Here is a 21,057-nt window from a genome sequence, read left to right as displayed (position 1 = left end):
CATGCACCGCCGCTCCCTGCTGCAACTCGGCCTGACCGGGGCCTTCGCCACCGCCGCGCCCCCCGCCTTCGCACAGACAACGGGGCGCACCTTCGACGCCGCAGACTTTGGCGCCGTGGGCGACGGCGAGACCATCAACACCCGCCCGATCCAGGCCGCCATTGACGCGGCGGCGGGCGCGGGCGGCGGGACGGTGGTGCTGAAGCCCGGCGTCTACATGTCCGGCTCGCTGTTCGTGAAGTCGAACGTCACCCTGTTGATCGGGCGCGGCGCGACGCTGAAGGGGCTGCGCGATCTGGCCGCCTATCCCATGGTCCGCACCCGTGTGGCCGGTATCGAGATGGAATGGCCGGCGGGCCTGCTGAACATCTACCAGCAGAAGAACGCCAAGATCACCGGCGAGGGTCTGGTGGACGGCGACGGCAAGGTCTTCTGGGACGCCTACTGGGCGCTGCGCCGCGAGTATGATCCCAAGGGTCTGCGCTGGGCCGCCGACTACGACTGCCGCCGCCCGCGCCTGATCCACGTCTACGACGCCGACGCGGTCGAGGTGTCGGGGCTGAACCTGGCGCGGTCGGGCTTCTGGACCGTGCATATCTGCTATTCGCGCGACGTGAAGGTGTCGGACCTGATCATCCGCAACAACCTGGGCGGACGCGGGCCATCGACCGACGGCATCGACATCGACTCCTCGGAACGGGTGCTTGTCGAGCGCTGCGACCTGTCGGTCAACGACGACGCCATCTGCATCAAGGCCGGGCGCGACTGGGACGGCCTGCGCGTGGCGCGGCCTTGTCGTCAGGTGAAGGTGCGCGACTGCATCGTGCGCGACGCCCTGGCCGGCATGACCTTCGGCAGCGAGACCTCGGGCGGGTTCGAGGACATCGAGGTGTCGGGGCTGAGGATCGAATATCCGGTGCCGCTGGGCATCTTCTTCAAGTCGGGCCACACGCGTGGCGGAGTGATCAACAACATCGCCCTGAAGAACATCCACCTGCAGGACGTGGCGACCCTGTTCCGCGTCAATCTGAACTGGTATCCGAACTACTCCTACGCCGAGATCCCGGCAGGGATCACCGACATTCCCGACTATTGGCGCGCTCTGGCGACGCCGGTGCCGCGCGAGCAGGGCATTCCGCGGATTCGCGACGTGCGCCTGTCGGACATCAAGGCGGTGGGCGGCAAGATCGGCTTCGAGGCCGCCGCCTATGAGGAGGCGCCGCTGCGCGACTTCACCTTCGACCGTTTGGACTGGGACGTGCGCGAGGCGGGCAGCATCGCCAACGCCGAGAACTGGCGCTTCAGCGACTGCAATATCGACACCCTGGACGGCACGGGGCCGAAGGTGACGGCGTCGCGGGGCGTCGTCGGCCTCTAGGGCACGCAGCAGTCGAGAAGGCGGGAGCCCCGGCGCGCAGGCGTCGGGGCTTTTTTCTGGGCCTTGGGTGTCTGGACGGCAGGCAAAAAAAGAGGCCCGGAGCGCGAAGCTCCGGGCCCAGTGATGCACTGGAAGGTTCAGGGAGGAAGATCAGTATTTCCAGCGCAATCCGATGGAGATCTCACGGCCGGTGTGACGGTAGTCGGACACGCGGTCCGTCACGTCGACGTAGCGATCATTGTATTCGTCGGTCAGGTTGATGCCTTCCAGCGAGACGGTCAGGTTGTCGGTGAAGGCGTAGGACATCGAGGCGTCGATGTTGGTCGTCGCGTTCATGCCTTCTTCCGAGTTGCCGTTGCTGCCCGGGAAGGACATCAGATAGTTGCTGCGATAGGCGGCCGAGACACGGGCCTGGAAGGGACCGTCCTCGTAATACAGCGTGGTGTTCACGGTGTTCTTCGACGAACCCGTCAGGCGGTTCTTGCCGGCGGCGCCGTAGTCGACCTCAGAGTCGACATAGGTGAAGTTGCCGATGAAGCCGAAGTTCGACCACAGGCCGGGCAGGAAGGTGAAGGGCTGCTGATACTGGACTTCCAGACCATGCAGCGAACCACCCTGACCATTGAGCTTGCGCGTGACCTGGAAGACGTCGGTCGGACGCGCGGCGCCTTGCAGCAGGTCGTCGGGCAGGCCCAGGTCGCTCCACACCACCGATTCCGTCACCGAAGTGATGAAGCTGTCGATGTCCTTGTAGAAGACGGCGGCGGCCAGCAGGCCTTCGTTCTGGAAGTACCACTCGACCGAAAGGTCGTAGTTGGTGGCGCGGAACGGATCCAGCAGGGGGTTGCCGTAGGACACGGTGCGCGTCGTCGGCGACACGCCGCCGCCCGGGGTCAGATCGCCCAGGGTCGGACGCGACATGACCTTGGCGGCGCCCAGGCGGACGACCAGGTCGTCGCGCGGCTCGATCGCCAGGTTGAACGACGGCAGGACGTCGTCGTAGTCGTTGTTGGCCGTGACGTAGCTGTAGCTCGGGCCCGTCGGCGTGGTGACCGTCTGCCAGCCCTTGGACTCGACCTCGGTCTTGGCGTAGCGGACGCCGACATTGCCGCGCACCGTCATGTTGGCGACGTCGGTGTTGAAGTCGGCCTGGACGAAGACGCCCTTGTCCGTTTCGTCCACTTCCCGTTCGCTGCGGTTCGAGACCAGCGGATCGTCGTAGACGCTGAGGAAGTCGTTGATCTTCGAAATGTCGGGCACGATGAAGTTCATGCTCGAGCCGGCCGGGACGCCGATCTTGCCGTCGATGCTGACGATCTTGCCCAGGGCGTCGACGCCGGTGATCCGGTCGGCGCCCGTGGTGTTGGTGGACGCGCGCGCCACGCCCCAGGTGCTGAAGCCATAGGTGCGGTACTCACCGCCGGCCTTGAAGGTCAGCGAGGGGTTCCAGTCGTATTCCATGGCGCCAGCCACGACGCTGTTGTCGAAGTCGCCGCCGCTGGTGCTGCGGGTGCCCTGGACCAGGGTGAAGTTCTGGCCCGAGGTGATGTCGTAGCCGTAGTTGATCATCGGCAGGCGGTCATTGCCGCGGAAGTCGATGGTGTAGCCGTTCACGCCAGCCTGTTCGAAGGCATAGGTGACGTTGATCGGGGTGCGGGCTTCCGACTTGTTGAGGCCCATCTTCAGGTTGCCGCGCAGGCGGTCGGTGAAGTCATGGCGGACGTTCAGCGAAGCCTGGGCGAAGGTGCTCTCGTTGCGGGTGAAGCCGTTTTCCGAGCGCACCAGCATGTTGTCGAAGACGCCGTAGGACAGGGCGTTCTTGTCGGTGTCGATGGCGTAGTCGCGCACGATGACGTTGTTGACCGCCGCGCGGCTGAAGGCCCAGGCCTCGACGTTGGGGCTTTCCAGTTCCGAGTTCAGGCGCGACCAGAGCAGGTCCAGGACGACTTCGGTGCGGTCGCTGGGGCGCCATTGAATGGCGCCGGTCAGGCCCAGGCGATCTTCCTGGGTGTTGCCGAAGGTGTAGCGCGGAATGCGCGGGTAGAAGGCGTTCAGCAGTTCCGTGCGTTCAGCCGTGGTGGTGCAGGGAACGCAGCCGCCAAAATTCTGACCGACGCCGTAGGCCTGGGCCGGATTACCCTTCTGCCAGCGCGTGGTGTTGAAGCTTTCGAGGATCGGGGCGCGCTCGGAATAGGCGATCGAGCCCAGGATGCCGAAGGTCTTGCTGTCGTTCGACCAGCTCAGCAGGCCGGCCGTGCGCGGCACGGTCTTTTCCGAAAGGTCGTTGTAGGAGGCCTGCACCGACAGGGCCGAGTTGAAGCCGCTGTTGGCGAAGTCCAGCGGACGGCCGGTCTGCAGGTCGACGGTCGAGCCCAGCGAACCTTCTTCGATCTCAGCCGACTGGGTCTTGCGGACCTTGATGCTGTTGAACAGCTCGGACGCAAACATCGAGAAGTCGAAGCTGCGGTTACGGTTGCCGCCCGAGGCGGCCTGGGCTTCCAGGCCGTTGATGCGGGTGCGGGTGAAGTCGCCGCCCAGGCCGCGCACCGAGATGGTGGTGCCCTGGCCGTTGACGCGGTCGATGGTCACGCCGGGCAGGCGCTGGATGGCTTCGGCCAGGTTCTGGTCGGGGAAGTCGGCCATGTCTTCGGCGAAGATGGCGTCCACGGCGCCGGCCTCACGACGCTTGACGTTCAGGGCCTGCTGCAGGCTGGAGCGGAAGCCGGTGACGACGATCTCGTCCACCGTGGTGGCTTCGGGCTCGGCGGCCGGTTGCGGAGCGGCCTCCTGAGCGACGGCGGCGGGCGCGGCCCACAGCAGGGCGGTCGCCGAAACGCCGGCGATGCACAGAGTCCGGGCGTTGTAGAAGGGCCGTTCCATGTTCTCTCCCCGCACCGAGGCCAGTGGCACCGGTGTCATTTGTTGGTATGATGTTGCGCATAGTTGGACGTCAGCGCGTGCCACTTCTTGCAACAGCTTCCCGTCTTTTGCAACAGGATGGTGTCAGGCGGTGTCACCGGGCGACTGAGGGCCGTCAAAATCCTATTCCGTGCAATGAGATAGTGGCGCTTTATGATTGATGCTGGTGGCCAGACGCTCTGACTGCGAGCGGTGTGAAGCCCTTGCCATCGTGATGGGATGCAGTCTCGAACTGCGAAACGCGGTTATGCGAGAACCGCCGAACAGCAGAAAGGCCCCGGGGGCGAACCGGGGCCTTGCGCAGACTTGCACGGTGCGGAAATCAGGCCGTGCGTGCGACCTCGACCGCATAGACGTGGTTCTTGCCGTGCATGTTCGAGACGAAGACGATCCACTGGCCGTCGGGCGTGAAGGTCAGGTTGGGCTCCAGCCGATAATCGTGGTTGGACAGGTCCACCAGGCGTTCCGAGCGCAGGTATTCGACGCTGATCTGGTCGTCCTTGTCGCTGGAGGGGTCCTCGTCGACGATGGGTTCGGGACGCAGCAGGACGATCCATTTGCCGTCCGGGGCGTGGGCCACCATGTCGCCGTCGCCGCCGTCACCGGCGAACATCTTGCCGTCCGGCGAGACGTTGAAATGCACCGACCAGTCGTTCTGCTCGACCCGACGATAGACACGCTTGCCGGTCTCCAGATCCACCGAGGCGACCCAGAAGACCTGGCCGCGCGGGGTCTGCAGGTCATAGAGGACTTGCTTGCCGTCGGGGCTGAACCACTCATGGCCGAAGATTTCGAAGTTCATGGTGCGGGTGTGGGTCTTGCGCAGGTCCGAACCGTCGACCTTCATCGTCCACATCCGATCGACGCGGTGCCAGGGGCCCTCGTGGCAGAAGATGATGCGGTCGGGATCGGTCGGCGAGAACTGGGTGTGGCCGATCCACTCGTTGGTCGAATGGATGACGCGGCGTTCGCCGGTCGCCATGTCGATCACAAAGATCTCCATCGGATAGCGGGCGGCCCAGCGCTGCAGCATCCGCACGCCCTTGGCGCGGGCGAAGTTCAGCGGCTTTCCGTCCGGGCCGTTGGCGGCGTATTCGGCCTGGTCGAAGCGGCGGTTGCGCGGGTCGCCGACATTCGGCTGCAACGGCTCTGATCCATAGGCGACGAAGCCGAGCAGCAGGGTCTCGTCCGCATTGACCGAGTTGATGTTGCCGTTGGGAACGCGGGCGATCCGGCGCACGCGTTTGGTGTCCACGTCGATGACATAGATCGTCTTGGCGCGGTCCATCAACTGGGCCTCGCCGGGTTCGGTGACCGAGTAGTAGACGTTGCGGCCCTTGCGGCCGGTGAACATCAGGTCGGCGTGGGTGTCCGGCACCAGGACGTCGCGCGCCCAGGTGGACAGGTTGACCGTTGAAATGCCCTGAGGGGTCGAGATGACCATCAGGTCCGGCTGTCCGGCCTTCGAGGGCAGGAACATGTTCTTGTAGAAGTAGGGCTTGCCGCCGCCGCCATCGGGCGACAGGCGACGGATGCGGTGACCGGTGTGCGGGTCCACCCAGTCCGTCGGCACAGGGCCGGACCAGGTCGGCGTCTGGTGGGGCGCCTCCTGGGTCGAGGGCGGGGCGGTGTTGGGCGCTGGCCAGGCCGGGACCTGCCCGGCGGGCGGCAGGGCGGGCTGAAGGCCGTTCGCCGCGCGCGGCGCCGGCGTGGCGCTCTGAGCATGGGCGGCGCTGGCGACGCCCACGGCGGCGGGGGCGGCCAGCAGGGCCTTAAGGGCGGATCGGCGGGAGGTCGTCATGGGGCGGTCCTCTTTATTCTACTGGTCAGGGCGCAGGCGTCAGGCCTTCGACCCGCACGGTCCAGCCGTCACGGGGGAAGCCGGGCGCATGGCCGGTCGAGCCGTCCCAGCCGCCGGCCATCAGGCCCACCGCCATCAGCAGCGAGCCGTTGGAGGGGAAGTAGGTCTCGGCCGCGCGACGGTAGCCGGCGCCGTCGGGATTGACCGACATCTCCACGCCGCCAGCGCCGGCCGAGACCGGCACCAGTTCGTCGGCGTGCTCGTCCAGATGGACGCGCGGGGTCATGCCGGTGACGCCCCACTGATTGTTCTTCAGATCGGCGAACAGCCAGTCGACGGCCTTTGCCGGCTCGCCGATGCGGGCCGCCGTCATGGCCATCATGGGGAAGTCCCAGCCCCAGGTTTGGCGCACGTCCCAGTTCTGCTCCACCGCCTCGAAGGTTCGGCGCATGGCGTCGGGGTCGATCCGCGCGCCCGGAATGAAGCCGTAGGCCATCAGGAAGGAGGGGTGGTCGCGGTTCTTGCACTGGGCCGCAGCTGCGTGCTTGCGGCAGGCGTCTGACATGGCCGTCTCCCAGAAGTCCGGCACGCTCTCTACCGGCAGGTAGAGGCCGCCCTTCATCGCCGGCGGAGCGATCTTCGCCAGAGCCTGATCCCAGTCGGCGCGGCGGGGCTGGCCCTGACGGACGCGCCACTGCTGCGCGGTTTCGAGCGCCCAGCGGAAATACTCGACCTCGAAGGTCGGATTGATGGTGGTCAGGGGATCATAGTTCTCCTGCGCCGGGATCAGGGGCGTGCCGAGGTTCAGGCGGCCGTTCGCCTCGATCGGCCAGGAGGCCAGCAGGTCGGCAGTGGTCTCGACCAGCTCGGCATAACGGCCCAGCACAGCGGGGTCTTTCTCGGACCGCCAGACCAGCTCGGCCAGCAGGATGGGGTGCGGCTGCTGCCACATGATGAAGGGGGAGACGAGGCTGGGGCTGTTGCGGCCCTCCGGCCCGACCATCTTGGGCCACCAGGCGCCCTTGACCCCGTGGCGCGCGGCCTCGGTGCGAGCGTTGTCGAGGTTGCCGAGATACCAGGGCAGGCTGCGCTCCAGCATGTCGGGGCGACCCCACATGGCCTGCCAGCCGGCGTGCCAGGGGTGCATCTCCAGATGGAACTTGCCGTACCAGGAGTTGGAGAAGAGGCCTTCTTCCTGAGGCGGCAGTTCGCCCGCGCCGTTCACCGCCGACAGGTATTGCGACAGCACCACGCGGCGTTCCAGTTCGGCGGCGCGCGGGTCGGTCGAGCCGGTGAAGTCGACGGCGCCGCCTTGGGTCCAGAAGGAGTTCCAGTGCGCAGTCACGGCCTGAACGCTGGCGGAATAGGCGGGGGCGGGCGTCTTGTCGGCCTGTTGATCGAAGCGGACCATGACGGTCAGCCGGTCGCGACCGTTCGCCACGACGCTGAACCTGTCGGCGCCGCTCTGCTCGATCTTACCCGATGCTGTGATGCCGGAATAATATGTGGTGTCGTCCAGGCTGCGGCGGATGCGGACGTCGCCCGTGTCGAAGGCGATAACCTCCAGGCTCTGGGCGCCCGTGGCGTCGAAGCTGGTCGGGTCCGGGTTGATGGCCGGGTTCACGCCGGGATAGCGGACCTGAACGCCCAGCCCCTGCGACGCGACCAGGGGCGAGGCGATCTCGACCATCACCATGTCCAGGGTCGGGTGGACCCGCGTGACGACCTCGACCGACTGGCCGTCATAGGTGAAGCGGCTGGTCAGGGCGCCCGACCAGAGGTCCAGGGTCTGGCGCGTGTTCGCCACCTTGGCGAAGTCCAGCGGGCGGCCGTCGTCGAAAGTCAGGCCGATGCGGCTCAGCGAGATGCGGTGGGGGTTGGCCCGCAGCCAGGTGTAGGCGGGGTTGGTCTCGGCGTCGGCCCAGGACTTCATCCAGGCGTAGGGCTGTTCCCCGCGACCGGGGACGGGCACGTTCACCAGCCCGTTCTGCTCGGTGTAGCCCTCGGGATTGGGGAAGCTGTGCCAGGCCCACTGGGCCATGGTCAGCAGGGGGGCCAGTTCCGAATACTGTTCGGGAAAGGTCTGCAGACCGGTGATGTCGGGGGTGAACCCCAGGTCGCCGTTGCCCAGCTGGATGGGGGCGTGGCGGTCGATGGCGTTCAGCGTCACATTGTGGCGCTGGGCCAGGGCCTGCCGGTCGATGGGGGCCGCCGGGACGCCCGCGGAGACGGGCTGAACCGTCTGGGCGCAGGCGCCCAGCGGCAGAGCGACCGGGCCGGCCAGCAGGGTGAAGGCGAGCAGGGCGGAACGCAGGCGCATCAGTTGGCCTCCGTCTTCAGGCCCAGGCCAGCGCCCTTCCAGCCGTACCAGGCGACGACCACGAAGCAGGCGGCGGGCAGGAGGAAGGCGACGTTGGCCCCGTAAAGGTCGGAGATCTTGCCCATCGGCCAGGGCAGCAGCACGCCGCCGCCGATGGCCATGACCATGAGGGACGAGGCCTTCTTCGTCGCGGCGCCCAGGCCCGTCGTGCCAAGCGCGAAGATGGTGGCGAACATGGTGGACATGAAGAAGAAGACGGCGATCAGGGCGATGGGCGAAATCTTGTCGATGCCGGCGGCCACGATCAGGGTCAGGATGACGTTGACGACGCCGTAGGCGGTCAGCAGGGCGCGCGGCTTGATCTTCAGCAGAAGAGCGGTCGCGGCGAAGCGGCCGACCAGATAGCCGATGGCGGCCAGCGACAGCATGAAGGCGCCGGTCTGGCTGCTCAGACCCTGCCAGTTCTGGGTGACCAGATTGATGAAGAAGGCGCCGATGCCGACCTGGGCGCCGATGTAGAGGGCCTGGGTGATGACGCCTGCGACGAAGTGCGGCTGCTGCGACAGCGGCTTGGCGACAGCGCTGGATTCATCGCCGCCGTGGTCGGCCAGTCCCGTCTCGGGCAGTCGGGCGCGCCAGACCACCAGGGCGAACAGCACGACGCCAAGGGCGATCAGGCCATAGACGATCTGGATCGAGCGGGTGGCGCCGCCCAGGGCCTCGGTCGTGGTCGGGCTGAAGAAGACCGCGCCGCCGATCAGGGGGCCGAAGAAGACGCCCAGGGCGTTGAAGGACTGGGCCAGGTTCAGGCGCTGCGGCGCCTTGGCCGGGTCGCCGAGCACGTTCACATAGGTGTCGGCGCTGGTTTCCAGGATGCAGAGACCCGCCGCCAGAACGAACATCGAGCCGACGAAGGGCAGGAAGGCGCCGGCGCTGGCCGCAGGAATGAAGAGCAGGGCGCCGACCGCCGCGACCATCAGGCCGGTGACGATGCCGAACTTGTACCCGCGTGCGTTCAGCAGCATGCCGGCGGGCACGCTGAGCAGCAGATAGGCGCCGAAGTAGGCGATCTGCAGCCAGGCGCTGTCAGCGTGGCTGATGCTGAGCGTGTCCTGAAAATGCTTGTTCAGAACGTCCAGCAGACCGTAGGCCAGGCCCCAGATCAGGAAGCAGGCGATGGCGAAGGCCAGCGGTCCGCGCAGGTTTCCGGCGGGCACGGCCAGGCCACCGGGAGTGTGGGCGGCGTCGGTTTCGATACTCATGTCGTCCTCTTGAGCTTCCTCAGGGCCGGCGCCGTCTTGATGCGGGCTCGGCGAATGATGGGTCAGATGCGGTAGATCGCCTCGGCGTTGGCGGCGAACAGGCGATCGCGTTCGTCGGCGCTGAAGTGGCGCGTGATGTCGTCGAAGGCGGAATAGAAGGCGTCGAACGCGCCGTGAACCCGTTCGACCGGGAAGTCGCTGGCGAACATGGCGCGCCGGGTTCCGAACGTTTCGATGCACTCCAGCACGATCGGCTGGATGGAATGCAGGGTCCAGGCGCGGTCGGTGATGCCCAGGCCGGATATCTTGATGGAGACTTGGGGGCGTTCGGCGAGGGCCTTCAGCCCGGCGCGCCAGACCGCCAGACCTTCGGCGTCGCGATCGGTCGGCAGGCCCGCATGGTTGATGATCAGGGGCGTATCGGGATGAGCGTCGGCCAGTTCGACGGCGGTCGCCATCTGCGACGGATAAAGCTGCAGGTCGAAGGAAAGGCCGTGCTGCGCCAGCTTGCCAAAGCCTGCACGCCAGACCGGGTCGAGCAGGGGATCGGCGGGATTATAGGTCTTCTTCGGATCGGCGTGCCAGCAGACGATCTGGCGCACGCCCCGAACGTTGGGCCGTGCGGCGTGGGCTTCCAGCAGGGCGTCCAGATCGGGATCGGTCAGGTCGGCGCCGGCGACGATGCCGTGCGGATAGCCGTAGTCGTCGGCCATGGCCTGCAGCCAGTCGGTCTCGGCCAACTGTTGACCGCGCGGCTGGCCGGCCTCGACGTGGACGATCTTGTCCACGCGCCAGTTCGCCGTATCGGTCAGATAGTCCTTCAGCAGGTAGTCGCGATGCGCGATCGAGGACATGTCCCCTGCCGGATTGTTCGGCAGGGGATCGTCCTGCAGCCAGCCGTAGCGGGCGCGTGACAGGTCCCACAGGTGGACGTGGCTATCGACGATGCGAAGGTCGCGGCCCACCTGAAGCTCCCTAGTAGGTCGTGCGTCCGCCCGACGTATCGAACGTCGAGGCGGTGGTGAAGCTGCATTCCTCGGACGCCATGAAGCAGACCATGGCGGCGCTTTCGTCGACCTCGCCCAGACGGCCCATGGGGATCTTGGAACGCATGTAGTCGACCTGGCTCTGGGGCAGTTGCGCCAGGATGGGGCTCTCGAAGGTGGCGGGGGTCAGGCTGTTGGCGATGACGCCCTTGCCGGCCAGTTCCTTGCCCAGCGACTTGGTGAAGCCGATCACGCCGGCCTTGGACGCCGAATAGGCCGAGGCGTTCGGGTTGCCTTCCTTGCCGGCGACCGAGGCCACGTTGACGATGCGGCCGTAACCCTCGGCCAGCATATAGGGGGTCACGGCGCGGCAGCAGTAGAAGACGCCGTTCAGATTGATGTCGACGACGCGCTTCCAGCTGTCGAGCGGGAACTCCTGCACCGGCACCGTGGCGCCGGTGATGCCGGCCGAGGCGACCAGGATGTCGATGCGGCCCAGGGCCTCATGCGAGGTCCTCGCGGCGGCCTCGACCGCTTCGGGGTCGGACACGTCCAGAGCCACGACAGCGGTGGCGCCCACTTCCTCGGCGGCGGCCTTCAAGGTCTCGGGGTTCAGGTCCCAGAGCACGACCTTGCCGCCCTCGGCTACGATACGGGCGGCCGAGGCCTTGCCCAGACCGGAGGCGCCGCCGGTGACGATGGCGGTGCGGCCGGTGAAACGTCCCTGATAGGCGCTCATGCCACCACATCCTTCGACCAGGCGACGACCGACTGGCGCTGGCTGCCCAGCTTCTCGATGCCCAGTTCCATCACGTCGCCGGCCTTGAGGTAGAAGGGCTCGGGTTTCTGGCCCAGGCCGACGCCGGGCGGGGTGCCGGTGGTGATCAGGTCGCCGGGCTCCAGCGTCATGAACTGGCTGACGTAGGAGACGATCTCGGCCACGCCGAAGATCATGGTCTGGGTGTTGCCGGTCTGCATGCGCTTGCCGTTGAGGTCCAGCCACATGTCCAGCTTCTGCACGTCGCCGACCTCGTCGGGGGTGACGATCCAGGGACCGACCGGGCCGAAGGTGTCGCAACCCTTGCCCTTGTCCCAGGTGCCGCCGCGTTCGGTCTGGAAGGCGCGCTCGGACACGTCGTTGATCAGAACATAGCCCGCGACATGGTCCAGGGCATCGGCCTGTTCGACGTAGGAGGCGCGCTGGCCGATGACGATGCCCAGCTCGACTTCCCAGTCGGTCTTTTCGGAACCGCGCGGAATGACAACGGTATCATTCGGGCCCGTCAGGCAGGAAACCGCCTTGGTGAAGACCACGGGCTCAGCCGGGATCGGCAGGTTGGACTCGGCGGCGTGGTCGGCGAAGTTCAGGCCGATGGCGATGAATTTGCGAACCCCGTTGACCGGCACGCCGTAGCGCGGCTGGCCCTCGACCAGAGGCAGGGACGCCGGATCGATCGCCTTCAGCGCGGCGAGGCCTTCGCCCCACAGCTCGTTCGGGGTGATGTCGGCCACAACGCCCGAGAGGTCGCGGATGCGGCCTTCAGAGTCCAGGACGCCGGGTTTTTCCTGGCCCACAGGGCCATAACGCAACAGTTTCATAGGGAGGCCTTCTTAGCGGGCGTAGGGGCGATGCAGGGCGATGTCGCGGTTCAGCTCGACGCCGAAACCGGGGGTGTCAGGCACCTTCAGCTTGCCGTTCACCGGAACGGGTTCGCCAATCAGCTGCGGATGGAACATGGGCACGACCTCGTCGGCGCCGGGGGCCATCATCAGGAACTCGGCGAACGGGCTGTTATGGCGCGTCACGACGAAGTGGTAGGAATAGACGGATGAGCCGTGCGGGATCATCAGCACGCCCTTGGAATCAGCCAGGGCGGAGATCTTCTGCAACTCGGTCACGCCGCCGCACCAGCCCACGTCCGGCTGGATGATGTCGCAGCATTCCATTTCCAGCAGCATGCGGAAGCCCCAGCGGGTGGCCTCGTGCTCGCCGGTGGTGACCAGCATGCCCTTGGGCGCGTTCTTCTTCAGCGCCTGGTAGCCCCAGTAGTCGTCGGGGCTGAGGGCCTCCTCGATCCACTTCAGGCCCAGGTTGTGGGCTTCATGGGCCAGGCGGGTGGCGTAGTTCAGATCCAGCGCCATCCAGCAGTCGAACATCAGCCAGAAGTCGTCGCCGCAGGCGTTCCGCATGGCCTCCAGCTCGGCCAGGTTCTTGCGCAGGCCTTCCTCACCTTCGGCCGGGCCGTGGTGCAGGGGCATCTTGCCGCCGATGAAGCCCAGTTCCTTGGCTTTGTCGGGACGCGCACCGGTGGCGTAGAAGGTCAGCTCGTCGCGCACCGCTCCGCCCAGCATGGCGAAGACCGGCTCCTGACGCAGACGGCCCAGCAGGTCCCACAGGGCCAGATCGACGCCGGAGATGGCGTTCACCACCAGGCCCTTGCGGCCGTAATACTGGGTCGAGAAATACATCTGGTCCCAGATCTTCTCGACCTCGGACGGGTCGCGGCCCTCCAGGAAGCGGGCCAGGTGCTTTTCGACGATATAGGCGGCGGGCTCGCCACCGGTGGTCACCGCGAAGCCGACGACGCCGTTCTCAGCCTCGATCTCGACGACCAGGGTGCCCAGCACGTTGATGCCGAAGCTGCGGCGGCTCTGGCGGTACTCGGGATATTTGGCCATCGGGGTGGCGATGTGGTCGTCGATCCAGTGGCCATCGCCCTGGTCGTGATAGTCGGCGCCGCCGCCAGCGCCGTCGTTCTTCACAACAAAAGCGCGGACGTGTTTGATTTTCGGCAGGCGGCTCATTGGCAAATCACCGAGATACGGTAATCCGCTCCCATAATGCGGGATTTCACTGGCGTTCCTCCGTGCGACCCGTCAAACTTGCCAACCATTTGAGCGGCCCGCTTGCGTGTTTTGCTACATTCTGGGAATGAGGATTACGAGATGGGACGAATGACGTCAATCAAGACCGAACACGGCGAGGGCGAAGAGGAAACCGGGGCCAAGGCCTCCGGCAGCCAGACCCTGCTGCGTGGCCTGGACGTCATCGACGCGCTGATCGACGGCTCGCTGCCTCTGGCCGAACTGTCCGAGAAGCTGGAGCTGACGCGCAGCACGACCCACCGACTGGCCTCGGCCCTGGTCGATCGCCGCCTGCTGTCGTTCCGCCCGCGCGAAGGCTATTCCCTCGGTCCCAAGCTGCTGGAGCTGGGTCACGCCGCCAGCCAGCAGATGCATCTGCCCCGCGTGGCGCGGCCCTGGCTGGAGCATCTGTCTTCGGTGACGGATGACACGGTGCACCTGGGCGTGCTGGACGGCCGTCACGCCCTCTATCTGGACAAGGTGGCCGGGCGTCGCCGGGTCAATATCGGCTCGCGGCTGGGCGAACGGCACCCGATCGCCTCGACCGGCCTGGGCAAGGCGCTGATCCTCGACAAGTCGGAACCGGAGTGGAGCGACTTCTACGCCCCCGAAGGCACGACCTTCGATTCCGCCGCCCGCGCCGTCTGGATGGAGCGGATGCGCGGCTATGCGCAGAAGGGCTATGCCTTCGACTTGGAAGAGAACGAGGATCAGGTCCGCTGCGTCGCCGCGCCGATCCGCTCGGTCGACGGGCATATCGTGGCCGCGATCAGCGTCTCCTCCGCCGCACAATATATGTCCGACGCCCGGATGGCCGAGCTGACCAAGACGGTCACCGACGCCGCCAACGCCATCAGCGGCGACCTGGGCTGGACCCCGAAACCCTGAAGTAACTGACTGTACGGAGCCCCCATGCTGCTTAAAGACAAGGTCGTCCTCATCACCGGAGGATCGCGAGGCATCGGGGCGGCCGTGGCCGTGGAAATGGCCAAGCAGGGCGCGGACGTGGCCATCAACAGCCACTCGGGCGGCGAAGCCGCCGCGGAAGTGATCGCGGCGGTAGAGGCCCATGGCCGGCGCTGCATTTCGGTCGAGGGCGACGTGGCCCTGCCGGAAACGGCGGCCGCCTTTGTCAGTTCGGCGGTCGAGGCCTTCGGCAAGGTGGACGTCTTTGTCTCCAACGCCGGCATCTGCCCCTTCCACGCCTTCCTCGACATGCCGGCCGAGACGCTGAAGCGGACGATGGAGGTCAACCTGCACGGCGCCTACTTCATGACGCAGGCTGCGGCGAACCAGATGGTCAAGCAGGGCAATGGCGGGGCCATTGTGGCGATCAGCTCGATTTCGGCCCTGGTCGGGGGCGAGTTCCAGACTCACTACACCCCGACCAAGGCGGGCGTGCACAGCCTGATGCAGTCCTGCGCTATCGCCCTGGGGCGTCACGGCATTCGCTGCAACTCGGTGCTGCCGGGCACCATCCTGACCGACATCAACAAGGACGACCTGTCCGATCCGGCCAAGCGCGAATACATGGAAGGCCGTATCCCGCTGGGCCGTCTGGGCCAGCCCGAGGACATCGGCGGCGCGGTCGCCTTCCTGGCTTCGGACATGGCGGCCTATGTCACCGGCGCGGCCCTGCTGGTCGACGGCGGCGCCTTTGTGAACCTGCAATAGGTCGCCCGGCGTGAAGGCGGCATCCATCACCGACTATCGCGAGTTGGCGCGCCGCCGCCTGCCGCGCTTCCTGTTCGAATACATCGACGGCGGCTCCTACGCGGAGACGACGCTGGGACGAAACACCAGCGACCTGCGCGACGTGGCCTTGCGCCAAAGGGTGCTGCGGGACGTCTCGGACATCGACCTGTCGACGACCCTGTTCGGGCAGAAGCAGAGCCTGCCGGTGGCCCTGGCGCCGGTCGGGCTGGCGGGGATGAATGCGCGGCGCGGCGAGGTGCAGGCTGCGCGCGCCGCCGCCGCCTTCGGCGTGCCCTTCACCCTGTCCACGGTCGGGGCCTGTTCGATCGGAGAGGTGGCGGCGGGCAGCCCGACGCCCTTCTGGTTCCAACTCTACATGATCCGCGACCGCGCCTTCATGGCCGACCTGCTGGATCTGGCCGAGGCGGCCAAGTGCCCGGCCCTGATCTTCACCGTCGACATGCCGGTGCCGGGCTCGCGCTATCGCGACTATCACTCGGGTCTGGCCGGGGCCTCTGGATTCGTAGGCGACATGCGGCGCGCCATGCAGGCCGTGGCGCATCCGGCCTGGGCCTGGGACGTGGGCGTTCGGGGCGGTCCGCATTCGCTGGGCAATGTCGCGCCGGTGCTGAAGGGCAAGACCGGCATCGACGACTTCTTCGCCTGGATGCGCGACAACTTCGATCCCACCGTGACCTGGGATGATCTGGCCTGGGTGCGCGATCGCTGGAAGGGGCCGCTGATCATCAAGGGCGTGCTGGACGCCGACGACGCCAGGCGCGTGGCGGATCTGGGCGCGGACGGTCTGGTGGTGTCGAACCACGGCGGCCGTCAGCTGGATGGGGTCCTGTCCTCGACTCGCGCCCTGCCGCCGATCGCCGACGCGGTTGAAGGGCGGCTGACGGTGCTGGCCGACGGCGGCGTTCGCAGCGGTCTGGACGTGGCGCGCATGCTGGCGCTCGGCGCTGACGGGGTGCTGATCGGTCGAGCCTGGGCCTATGCGCTGGCCGCACGCGGCGAGGCAGGCGTCAGCCATGTCCTCAACCTGATGGCCGCCGAGATGAAGGTGGCCATGGCCCTGACCGGCGTGACGCGCGTCGATCAACTGGACCGCAACGCCCTGGCTTAGTTAGTCCGGCTAGGCGGGATGCTTGCCCGCCAGGCTGTGGCGACGGCCATAGGCCAGATAGACGGCGATGCCGGCCAGGTTCCAGAACAGGAACCACAGGTGCGTCTTCTGCGGCAGGCTGGCCAAGAGATAGAGACAGCCGGCGATGGCGATCGGCCCGATCACCCAGGCCAGCGGTGTGCGGAAGCCGCGCGGAGCGTCGGGCGCACGGCGGCGCATGATCAGCATGCAGGCCGCCACCGCCGTAAAGGCCACCAGCGAGCCGGCGTTGGCCAGGGCGACGATCTCGTCCAGCGGCAGGAACAGGCTGATGGCGCCGACGACGGCGACCGTGAACAGGGTGATGCGGATCGGCCGCCCGCCCTTCGACACCTTCGACAGGCCGTGGGGCAGCAGGCCGTCGCGCGCCATGACGAAGAAGATGCGGCTCTGGCCATAGAAGAAGGCCATGATGACGGTCGGCAGGGTGAGGACCGCGGTCACGGCCAGGAAGCGGGCGGCGCCGGGCTGATTGATCTCGCGCAGGATCAGGGCCAACGGCTCGGGGCTGTTGGCGAAGGCGGTGAACGGCGTGGCGCCCAGGGCCGCGAGAGCGATGATCGTGTAGATGGCGGCGCAGGCGAACATGGAGCCGATGATGCCGATGGCGAGGTCGCGTCTGGGATTGCGGGTCTCCTCGGCGGCGGTGGCGATGGCGTCGAAGCCGTAGAAGGCCGAGAAGATGATGGCGGCGGCGGCCATGATGCCGCGCTCGATCCCGTCCTCGCCCATGTTGCGCGCAAAGCCGTAGGGGCTGAAGGGCTCGAGGTTTGTCGCATCGAAATGCGGCAGGGCGAACCAGACGAAGACGGCCAGGGCCGACAGCTTCACCGCCACCAGGATCATGGTCAGGCTGGCGCTCTTGCGCGTGCCGGCGATCAGAAGGGCGGCGACCAGGGCGATGACGAACAGGGCCGGCAGGTTGGCGATCCCGCCCGCGTGCGGCGCCTGCATCAGGGCCATGGGCACGCCTGCCCAGCCGTTCAGCAAGGGCGCGGCATAGCCGGACCAGCTGACCGCCACGGCGCTGACCACCAGGCTGTATTCCAGGATCAGGCTCCAGCCGATGATCCAGGCGAAAACCTCGCCCATGACCACGTAGCTATAGGTGTAGGCGCTGCCCGAAGCCGGGATCATCGAGGCCATTTCGGCATAGGCCAGCGCGGCGCAGGCGCAGACGAAGCCGGCGATGAGGAAGGACAGCAACACCGCCGGGCCCGCCTTGTCGGCGCCGATGCCGATCAGGGTCAGGATGCCGGTGCCGACGATGGCGCCCACGCCCATGGCGATCAGATGCGGCCAACTCAGGGTGCGGGGCAGGGCTGGCCCGTCCTGCAGCGCCCTTGTGTCGGCGTCGATGCGCTTGCGTGTGTTCCAGCGGCCCATGTGGCTTAACCCGGGAAAAGGCGACCATTTTCGCACGGATCAGGCGATGCGGAAAACGAACGGGGCGGCTGGAAACGGCAACAAGTGGGCGTTTTGTGGGCGAGCGCCGCTCAGGCCGGCCCTTTCAAGATGTCGGCGGCCGCTTCGCAGAGGGCGATGCGCTGGCGTTCAAAGTCGATGCCGGCCTTCAGAACAAGGTGCTGCAGCCCCTGTTCGCGCGATCGCGGCGTGACCGGGAAATCCCGCGCCTCGATGGCCAGATAGGCCGCGAGCTTGTCGCGGTGGCGGTCGGCGAGCGCCTGAAGCTCGTCGCCGAGACCAGTCGGACCGACGACAGCCTCGGCGCGGAGGCGCACCATCAACTCGTCTCGAATAGCGGGCGCGTCCTGCCGGTCATTGACCCAGCGCTGCAATTCCTCGCGCCCGGGGGGCAGGATGCGAAAGCGGCGCTTGCCGCCGCGCGCGCCCTCGACCGGTTCGGCCTCGACCCAGCCGGCGGCCTCGATCCGGGCCAGTTCGCGATAGATCTGCTGATGCGTCGCCTGCCAGAAATAGCCGATCGAGCGGTCAAAGCGGCCGGCCAGCTCGGAGCCCGATCCGGGGCGTTCGGCCAGCGAAGTCAGAAGGGCGTGGGGCAGGGACATGGCGCCTGAATAGCCGAACCTCAGGAGGCCTTGAAGGCGGGCAAAAGCGCGCCGAGGCGCTGGCCCATTTCGGCGGCCAGGGCCTGAACCCCGTTCATGGGGCGCATCATGACCTCGAAGTCGGTGATCAGGCCGTCCTCGTCGAACCGGATGAAGTCGATGCCCTTGACCCCCCGATCGCCGACGCGGGCGCTGAACTCCAGCACCACGTTCAGGCCGTCTGCCGTGGCGGCTTCGCGGTGGTAGGCGAAGTCCTGAAACACGGTGATAACCGTGCCGAGCGCCAGGATCAGCGCGTCGGCGCTATGATAGGCCTTGAACGCCACCGGCGAGCGGAACGTGGCGTCCGGGTGGACGATGGCGCGCAAGGCTCCCAGGTCCTGGGCGGCGATCATGGCGTGCCACTTGGCGAGCGATGCGGCGGCGGCGGGATGCAGGGTCAACGTCGTCATGGGCTTTTCTCCTCTAGATGGCGGCGGCCAGGCGCACGCCCTGGTCGATGGCGCGCTTGGCGTCGAGTTCAGCGGCGACGTCGGCCCCGCCGATCAGATGGACCGAGCAACCGCGCGCGAGCAGGCCGTCGTGCAGCTCTCGCAGGGGCTCCTGCCCGGCGCAGACCACGACGTGATCGACGGGCAGGGTCTTGTCGGCGCCGTCGATGGTGACGTGCAGGCCATCGTCGTCGATGCGGCGATAGGCGACGCCGCTGGCGGTGACGACGCCGTGCATCTTCAGCGCGGCGCGGTGAATCCAGCCGGTCGTCCGGCCCAGACGCTCGCCGACCTTGCCGGTCGAGCGCTGCAGCAGGAAGACCTGACGTTCCGCCGGTTCGACCAGCGGCGCGGTGCGGCCCCCAGCGGTCCTGTAGTCGGGATCGACGCCCCAGGTGCGGAAGAAGCGATCCAGCGACGGGGGCTCGTGACGCTCGACCAGATACTCGCTGACGTCATGGCCGATGCCGCCGGCGCCGATGACGGCCACGGTCTTGCCTACGTGTGCCTCGTCGCGCAGGACGTCGAGGTAGGACAGGGTCTTGGGGTGGTCGACGCCGTCGATCTCGGGCGTGCGCGGGCTGACGCCGGTGGCCAGGACGATGTCGTCGAAGCCCTCGTCGGCCAAGGCGCTGGCCTCGCCGCGGGTGTTGAGGCGGAGCTTGACCCCGGTCAGCTCCAGGTGCTTGCGGAAGTAGCGCAGGGTCTCGCCGAACTCTTCCTTGCCGGGGATCTTCTTGGCGATGTTGAACTGGCCGCCCACGTCGCTGGAGGCCTCGATCAGGGTGACGTCGTGGCCGCGCTCGGCGGCGGTGACGGCGAAGCTGAGGCCGGCGGGACCAGCGCCGACGACGGCGATCTTCTTGGGTGTTTCAGTCGGGGCGATGACCAGTTCGGTCTCGTGGCAGGCGCGCGGATTGACCAGGCAGGAGGTGATCTTGCCCGCAAAGGTGTGGTCCAGACAGGCCTGATTGCAGCCGATGCAGGTGTTGATCTCGTCGGCGCGGTCTTCGCGGGCCTTTTGCACAAAGGCGGCGTCGGCCAGCAGGGGGCGGGCCATCGACACCATGTCGCAATAGCCCTCAGCCAAGAGGTTTTCGGCCACCTCGGGCGTATTGATGCGGTTGGTGGCGACCAGGGGAATGGAGACCTCGCCCTTCAGCCGCTTGGTCACCCAGGCGAAGGCGGCGCGCGGGACGCTGGTGGCGATGGTGGGGATGCGGGCCTCGTGCCAGCCGATGCCGGTGTTGAGGATGGTGGCGCCCGCCGCCTCGATGGCCTTGGCCAGTTGCACCACCTCTTCCGCCGTCGAGCCGCCCTCGACGAGGTCCAGCATCGACAGGCGGTAGATGATGATGAAGTCAGGGCCGACCTTCTCGCGCGTGCGGCGCACGATCTCGACCGGCAGGCGGATGCGGTTCTCGTAAGGGCCGCCCCATTCGTCGTCGCGCTGGTTGGTGCGGGCGGCGATGAATTCGTTGATCAGATAGCCCTCGGACCCCATGACCTCGACGCCGTCATAGCCGGCGAACTGGGCCAGGGCGGCGCAGCGCACGAAGTCGGCGATGGTCTGCTCGACCTCCTCGCCGGTCAGGGCGTGGGGGGCGAAGGGGGTGATCGGGGCCTGAATGGCCGAGGGCGCGACCAGGTCCGGATGATAGGCGTAACGACCGAAATGCAGGATCTGCAGGGCGATCTTGCCGCCCTCGGCGTGGACGGCCTCGGTGACGAGGCGGTGGTGCTCGGCCTCTTCCTCGGTGGTCAGCTTGGCGCCCCAAGGCATGGGGCGACCGCGTTCATTGGGCGAGATACCGCCGGTGACGATCAGGCCCACCTCGCCCCGCGCCCGCTCGGCGTAGAAGGCGGCCATGCGCTCGAAGCCGTTCTCGACCTCCTCCAGCCCGACGTGCATCGAGCCCATCAACACCCGGTTCTTCAGCGTGGTGAAGCCCAGGTCGAGCGGCTGGAGCAACTGCGGGTAGGACATGGCGCGGCCTGTTTTGCAATTTGTTTCAAAACTCTAGCGCTGTTTCGTTTTTATGCAACATGTTGCAAATTGCTTGCTCCGTCGCCGGATCATTCTGATCTGGTGGCGAGGGGCGATAGGCTTTAGCAAGGGTTGAGACAGGCGGGGCGGGGGAT

The 21,057-nt window shown here is 66.9% G+C and carries 16 protein-coding genes; 4 read left to right on the top strand and 12 right to left on the bottom strand.

The annotated features are described in order from the left end of the window. Position 1 precedes the first annotated feature (1 nt). Positions 2 to 1,378, top strand: coding sequence for a glycoside hydrolase family 28 protein (locus tag B4A39_RS06040; RefSeq protein WP_292034355.1), 1,377 nt, complete (start codon positions 2 to 4; stop codon positions 1,376 to 1,378). 150 nt (positions 1,379 to 1,528) lie between these two features. Here B4A39_RS06040 and B4A39_RS06035 read toward each other — a convergent pair whose 3' ends face one another. The 8 genes from B4A39_RS06035 to rhmD form a co-directional block, all read right to left on the bottom strand. Then, a complete protein-coding gene (locus tag B4A39_RS06035) occupies positions 1,529 to 4,258 on the bottom strand; it encodes a TonB-dependent receptor (RefSeq protein ID WP_292034354.1) in 2,730 nt (909 codons plus the stop codon). A 361-nt stretch (positions 4,259 to 4,619) separates the two neighbouring features. After that, positions 4,620 to 6,098 carry an oligogalacturonate lyase family protein gene (locus B4A39_RS06030; protein ID WP_292034352.1) on the bottom strand — a complete coding sequence of 493 codons (1,479 nt, stop codon included), beginning with the start codon at positions 6,096 to 6,098 and terminating at the stop codon, positions 4,620 to 4,622. 25 nt (positions 6,099 to 6,123) lie between these two features. After that, entirely contained in the window at positions 6,124 to 8,418 is a 2,295-nt protein-coding gene (locus tag B4A39_RS06025) for a hypothetical protein (protein WP_292034351.1), read from the bottom strand. Further along, positions 8,418 to 9,680, bottom strand: coding sequence for a sugar MFS transporter (locus tag B4A39_RS06020; protein ID WP_292034349.1), 1,263 nt, complete (start codon positions 9,678 to 9,680; stop codon positions 8,418 to 8,420). The genes B4A39_RS06025 and B4A39_RS06020 overlap by 1 nt, the downstream gene beginning before the upstream one ends. A gap of 62 nt (positions 9,681 to 9,742) precedes the next feature. Beyond that, positions 9,743 to 10,645 (bottom strand): amidohydrolase family protein, encoded by a 903-nt coding sequence (locus B4A39_RS06015; RefSeq protein WP_292034348.1) that lies wholly within the window; start codon positions 10,643 to 10,645, stop codon positions 9,743 to 9,745. A gap of 10 nt (positions 10,646 to 10,655) precedes the next feature. After that, a complete protein-coding gene (locus tag B4A39_RS06010) occupies positions 10,656 to 11,405 on the bottom strand; it encodes an SDR family NAD(P)-dependent oxidoreductase (protein WP_292034347.1) in 750 nt (249 codons plus the stop codon). Next, on the bottom strand, positions 11,402 to 12,265 hold the full coding sequence (locus B4A39_RS06005) for a fumarylacetoacetate hydrolase family protein (protein ID WP_292034346.1): 864 nt from the start codon (positions 12,263 to 12,265) through the stop codon (positions 11,402 to 11,404). The genes B4A39_RS06010 and B4A39_RS06005 overlap by 4 nt, the downstream gene beginning before the upstream one ends. Before the next feature lie 12 nt (positions 12,266 to 12,277). Continuing rightward, positions 12,278 to 13,471, bottom strand: a complete 1,194-nt coding sequence (gene rhmD, locus B4A39_RS06000; protein WP_292034344.1) for an L-rhamnonate dehydratase — start codon at positions 13,469 to 13,471, stop codon at positions 12,278 to 12,280. A gap of 150 nt (positions 13,472 to 13,621) precedes the next feature. Between rhmD and B4A39_RS05995 the strand changes: the two genes are divergently transcribed. Genes B4A39_RS05995 through lldD form a run of 3 tightly spaced genes read left to right on the top strand, consistent with a single transcriptional unit; the run spans position 13,622 to position 16,355 of the window. Next, positions 13,622 to 14,419: an IclR family transcriptional regulator gene (locus B4A39_RS05995; RefSeq protein ID WP_292034343.1), complete on the top strand. Its 798-nt coding sequence runs from the start codon at positions 13,622 to 13,624 to the stop codon at positions 14,417 to 14,419. Positions 14,420 to 14,443: 24 nt separating this feature from the next. Next, the gene (locus tag B4A39_RS05990; RefSeq protein ID WP_292034342.1) at positions 14,444 to 15,205 is read left to right on the top strand and encodes an SDR family NAD(P)-dependent oxidoreductase; all 762 of its coding nucleotides are present in this window, start codon (positions 14,444 to 14,446) and stop codon (positions 15,203 to 15,205) included. Positions 15,206 to 15,215: 10 nt separating this feature from the next. Then, entirely contained in the window at positions 15,216 to 16,355 is a 1,140-nt protein-coding gene (gene lldD / locus B4A39_RS05985) for an FMN-dependent L-lactate dehydrogenase LldD (RefSeq protein ID WP_292034340.1), read from the top strand. Positions 16,356 to 16,364: 9 nt separating this feature from the next. On the opposite strand, the gene B4A39_RS05980 is transcribed toward lldD, so the two are convergent. The 4 genes from B4A39_RS05980 to B4A39_RS05965 all read right to left on the bottom strand — a co-directional run bounded on the left by B4A39_RS05980 (position 16,365) and on the right by B4A39_RS05965 (position 20,902). Beyond that, on the bottom strand, positions 16,365 to 17,780 hold the full coding sequence (locus B4A39_RS05980) for an amino acid permease (protein ID WP_292034339.1): 1,416 nt from the start codon (positions 17,778 to 17,780) through the stop codon (positions 16,365 to 16,367). A 110-nt stretch (positions 17,781 to 17,890) separates the two neighbouring features. Beyond that, complete coding sequence (locus tag B4A39_RS05975; protein WP_292034338.1) at positions 17,891 to 18,424, bottom strand: PadR family transcriptional regulator; 534 nt, start codon at positions 18,422 to 18,424, stop codon at positions 17,891 to 17,893. 20 nt (positions 18,425 to 18,444) lie between these two features. Then, positions 18,445 to 18,876: a nuclear transport factor 2 family protein gene (locus B4A39_RS05970; RefSeq protein ID WP_292034337.1), complete on the bottom strand. Its 432-nt coding sequence runs from the start codon at positions 18,874 to 18,876 to the stop codon at positions 18,445 to 18,447. Between the two features lie 13 nt (positions 18,877 to 18,889). Beyond that, on the bottom strand, positions 18,890 to 20,902 hold the full coding sequence (locus B4A39_RS05965) for an NADPH-dependent 2,4-dienoyl-CoA reductase (RefSeq protein ID WP_292034335.1): 2,013 nt from the start codon (positions 20,900 to 20,902) through the stop codon (positions 18,890 to 18,892). Positions 20,903 to 21,057: the final 155 nt, after the last annotated feature.

Origin of the sequence: Brevundimonas sp. UBA4553 (assembly GCF_002387245.1) — a bacterium.
Classification (GTDB): domain Bacteria; phylum Pseudomonadota; class Alphaproteobacteria; order Caulobacterales; family Caulobacteraceae; genus Brevundimonas.
Note: the sequence above shows the minus strand (reverse complement) of the source record. Positions and strands in the feature narration are given on the sequence as shown.